Raw genomic sequence first — 4,099 nt, forward strand, 5'->3', positions numbered from 1 at the left:
GGAGTATGTCCGGCATTGCGCAGCAGCATCAGCAAATAAATAAACGACACGCAGGCAATCATGATAAACAGAAGATTATCGGAATAATTCTGCATCAACATGGCGGTGAAGGAAGGCCCTAACAGGCTGCCAACGGTGTAGCTCAGCAACAACGCCTGGTTCATTGCCACCAACTGGTGATGTTCCACTTTTTCACAGGCCCAGGCCATCGCCACCGGATAGAGCGTAAAACCGGCCGCCCCCAGGATAAAGAGCGCAGGTGCCATCGCTGCCTGGCTTAACATCGCGATGCTTCCGAGGATGACCACAAACACCTGCACGCGCAGTACCAGCAGTCGACCAAACTTATCCGCCAGTCTCCCGATTGGCCACTGCCCGAGGATCCCCGCGCTAACCAGCACCGCCATCCAGAAACCGATACTGGCATTACTCATGCCCTGATGATTGAGATAGAGCGGCATCAGGCCGTACAGCGAACCCAGGACAATCCCGGAAATGATGCAGCCGTTAACGCCCAGCCGCGCCTGACGCAGTTTCAGCATTGCGGTAATTGGCGTGTCGTTGTGTTCATCAGATTGTTGATTCAGGATGCGGGTAAAGAGCAGCGGTAAAATCCCTGCCAGAATCAGTCCCGTCGCCCACGGCAGCACGTTCATCAGTTCCGTCGAGACTTTGCTGACCAGCAGTTGTCCGAGGAAAGTCCCCACATAGTAGACCATCATGTAGGCCGCCAGCAGGCGACCACGGTTACGTGATGTCCCGCTGCACATCAGCGCACTCTCCACAACCACCCAGATCATCGCGCAGCCAATGCCCGCGACAAAGCGCCATGCCAGCCAGCTCCAGAAGCCGACCATCACCCCGAGGCCCACACAACCGGCCGCAAAAATCAGCGAGGCGAGATAGTAACTACGGTTAAACCCGAGGCGTTTGATTAAAGCCCCTGTTAACAGCGTCCCGACCAGATTACCGGTGAAATAGGACGAACTGATCATACCCACCTGCCACGTCAGCAGGTTTTCCTGGGCGAGCCAAAGCGGGACGAGCGTGTTCAGCACCGCAATCGCCAGGGTCAGCAGAAGTAGACCAGCCAGCAAAAGCAAGACAGGTCGGGTATAGGTGGACATGAGTATAAACCGTGAGGAAGTTCAAATTTCACGCGCATCATGCCACCAACAAAAACATTGTCAATCGGCGGAAACCGTGGCGTGGCGGCCCTTTTCCGTCTTCGATTGAATTTATTGATTAAGATTATGTATTACTGATAACCAATCAACTACAGGTGACTGTTTTTATTGATTTAACGCAAAGGTATTCCGTTTCGATCAGTCGAAAAATCTCATAGTCCCGGCAGCTTTTTTTTTTCCGTTCTATGCTTTGAATGAACCATACGCACCTGAATGAATTCGGGCGCAGAGTTGACTCAAGCAAGGAGAAGAGAATGACCAGGCCTTATGTTCGTCTCGATAAAAATGACGCAGCGGTTCTTCTGGTGGATCACCAGGCCGGATTGCTGTCACTGGTCAGGGATATTGACCCTGATAAATTCAAAAACAACGTGCTCGCGCTGGGTGATTTAGCCAAATACTTCAAGCTGCCTACCATCCTCACCACCAGTTTCGAAACCGGACCAAACGGCCCGCTGGTCCCCGAATTAAAAGCCCAGTTTCCTGATGCCCCGTACATTGCGAGGCCAGGGAATATCAACGCCTGGGATAACGAAGACTTCGTGAAGGCCGTCAAAGCGACAGGGAAAAAGCAGTTGATCATTGCGGGTGTAGTGACCGAAGTTTGTGTGGCATTTCCGGCACTGTCAGCCATTGAAGAAGGTTTTGATGTCTTCGTCGTCACCGACGCGTCGGGTACGTTTAATGAAATTACCCGTCATTCGGCATGGGATAGAATGTCGCAGGCCGGTGCTCAGCTCATGACATGGTTTGGTGTGGCCTGTGAACTGCACCGTGACTGGCGTAATGATATTGAGGGGTTGGCGACGCTGTTCTCCAACCACATTCCGGATTATCGCAACCTGATGACCAGCTACGATACGTTGACTAAACAGAAATAGTAAAACCGGGGCGAAAGCCCCGGTTATTCACTTAGCTGGCAACCGCCATACCGACGGTCATATGCAGACCGTAGAATACGCCGCGACCAATCAGTTCTCCCACCAGCAGCAGAATAAAGGCCACTGACAGCAGCGGAACCGCAGGCTGATACCCTTTCAACTGCGGAACAATCCAGCAGCACAAGGCCAGCGCCAGCACTCCAATCCGCCAGGCCATCAGCGCCCCGTAGTCAGGTACCAACGCAGAAGCCTGCTGAATAGAGCTGTGAATGGTCGCCAGTTCTGCGCCCTGCATCACCGACATGATGGCGCTGACCACCAGCGCCAGCAGTGAAACCGCAGGCAACAGACGCATCGCCCAGCCATCGACTCCCGCCACGCGCAGCAGCAGATAGCCCAGCAGTGGCCCCCCCATCAGCAGCGTCAGGAAAAAGCCCAGCGGCGTCCAGACGCTGTACCAGGTCGGTACGGTATCAATGCTGTTATAGACGCGCACCATCATCCAGACGAACAGCACACCCAGCACCATCGTCAGCAGCAGCCACAGGTTACGCAGAGCCGGAGAGAGCTTTTTCAACACCGCCAGCAGCCAGCCGATCCCGCCAACCGCAAAGAAAATCGAACCGCTGGCAATTTCATTACTCAGCGCCGATGAACCGACACGGTTAAGCGAGTTAAACGCCCGCACTGGCGAGCCAAGGTGCAGCATAGATGCGATAAAGCCAATCCCCATCAGCACCCACAGCGCAAACATGCAGGTAATCACGCGCTGTTGCGTTTCGGCCCGCAGGTCGCCTTTCATTAGCGCCAGCGCCAGGACAATGAAGCCACCGACCACACATTGTCCGAAGACCGTGAAGATCATCAGCGGCCATTCATGCCATCCACTTCCCATCTTACACCTCCTTCGGATTCGCCAGATAGCCGGAGGTATCCCCGGTCGGGCGGCTGTTGGCATTCGGTTTGATCACAATACTTGGCTTCGTAAAGTGCGCGCCAGGCAGCGGAGCAACCGCCGCCAGATCGCCGTGTTTCTGACGCAGTTCGTCGACAGGACCGAAATCCAGCGCACGCAGCGGACAAGACTCGACACAGATCGGTTTCTTGCCTTCCGCCACCCGGTCATGACAGCCGTCGCATTTGGTCATGTGGCCTTTGGCGGCGTTGTACTGCGGCGCGCCGTACGGACAGGCCATATGGCAATAACGACAGCCGATGCAGACATCTTCATCCACCACGACAAAGCCGTCTTCCCGTTTATGCATCGCCCCGCTCGGACAGACCTTGGTACAGGCCGGATCTTCACAGTGGTTACAGGCAATAGAGAGATAATAGGCAAACACGTTCTGGTGCCAGACGCCGTTGTCTTCCTGCCAGTCTCCGCCCGCATATTCATAAATGCGGCGGAAGCTGACATCCGGGGTTAAGTCTTTGTAATCTTTACAGGCCAGTTCGCAGGTTTTACAACCGGTGCAACGGCTGGAATCAATAAAAAATCCATACTGGGTTGTCATCGGTTACTCCTTACACCTTCTCAACCTGAACAAGGTTCGTATGTGACGGGTTCCCCTTCGCCAGAGGAGACGGGCGCTGGGTGGTCAATACGTTGATACAGCCCCCCTGGTCAATGCGTTTGGCATCCGGGTCATACCAGGCCCCTTCCCCTAGCGCAATCACACCCGGCATCATCCGCGGCGTCACTTTCACCTCAATATGTAGCTCTCCGCGACCATTGAAGATGCGCACCTTGTCGCCATTACGGATACCGCGTTTTTGCGCGTCCAGCGGGTTGATCCACATCTCCTGGCGGCACGACGCCTTCAGGACATCCACGTTGCCATAGGTGGAGTGAACGCGAGATTTATAGTGGAAGCCCGTGAGCTGCAATGGATAATCTTTGGTCAACGGATCGTTGTAGTTCTCAAAACCTGGCGTGTAGATCGGCAATGGATCGATGACATCGCCTTCCGGTAGTTCCCAGGTGGCGGCAATCTTAGCCAGTTCCTGCGAGTAGATCTCGATTTTACCTGA

At 54.5% G+C, this 4,099-nt stretch carries 5 protein-coding genes; 1 reads left to right on the forward strand and 4 read right to left on the reverse strand.

Features of this window, described 5'->3' with window-relative positions:
- Positions 1-1,127 (reverse strand): MFS transporter (locus AB7E14_RS21430; RefSeq protein ID WP_428169929.1); only part of this gene is annotated, 1,127 nt, incomplete at its 3' end.
- Between the two features lie 314 nt (positions 1,128-1,441).
- Between AB7E14_RS21430 and ycaC the strand changes: the two genes are divergently transcribed.
- Positions 1,442-2,068 carry an isochorismate family cysteine hydrolase YcaC gene (ycaC, locus tag AB7E14_RS21435; RefSeq protein WP_043001201.1) on the forward strand — a complete coding sequence of 209 codons (627 nt, stop codon included), beginning with the start codon at positions 1,442-1,444 and terminating at the stop codon, positions 2,066-2,068.
- 31 nt (positions 2,069-2,099) lie between these two features.
- Here the strand turns inward: ycaC and AB7E14_RS21440 are convergent, their stop codons facing one another.
- The 3 genes from AB7E14_RS21440 to AB7E14_RS21450 form a co-directional block, all read right to left on the reverse strand.
- Entirely contained in the window at positions 2,100-2,963 is an 864-nt protein-coding gene (locus tag AB7E14_RS21440; RefSeq protein WP_316962174.1) for a dimethyl sulfoxide reductase anchor subunit family protein, read from the reverse strand.
- Between the two features lies 1 nt (position 2,964).
- The gene (gene dmsB, locus AB7E14_RS21445) at positions 2,965-3,582 is read right to left on the reverse strand and encodes a dimethylsulfoxide reductase iron-sulfur subunit DmsB (RefSeq protein ID WP_058587861.1); all 618 of its coding nucleotides are present in this window, start codon (positions 3,580-3,582) and stop codon (positions 2,965-2,967) included.
- Positions 3,583-3,592: 10 nt separating this feature from the next.
- On the reverse strand, positions 3,593-4,099 hold a 507-nt coding region (locus AB7E14_RS21450; protein WP_428169930.1), incomplete at its 5' end, for a molybdopterin dinucleotide binding domain-containing protein.

Source organism: Citrobacter sp., assembly GCF_050252275.1.
In the GTDB taxonomy this organism is placed as follows: domain Bacteria; phylum Pseudomonadota; class Gammaproteobacteria; order Enterobacterales; family Enterobacteriaceae; genus Citrobacter_A; species Citrobacter_A amalonaticus.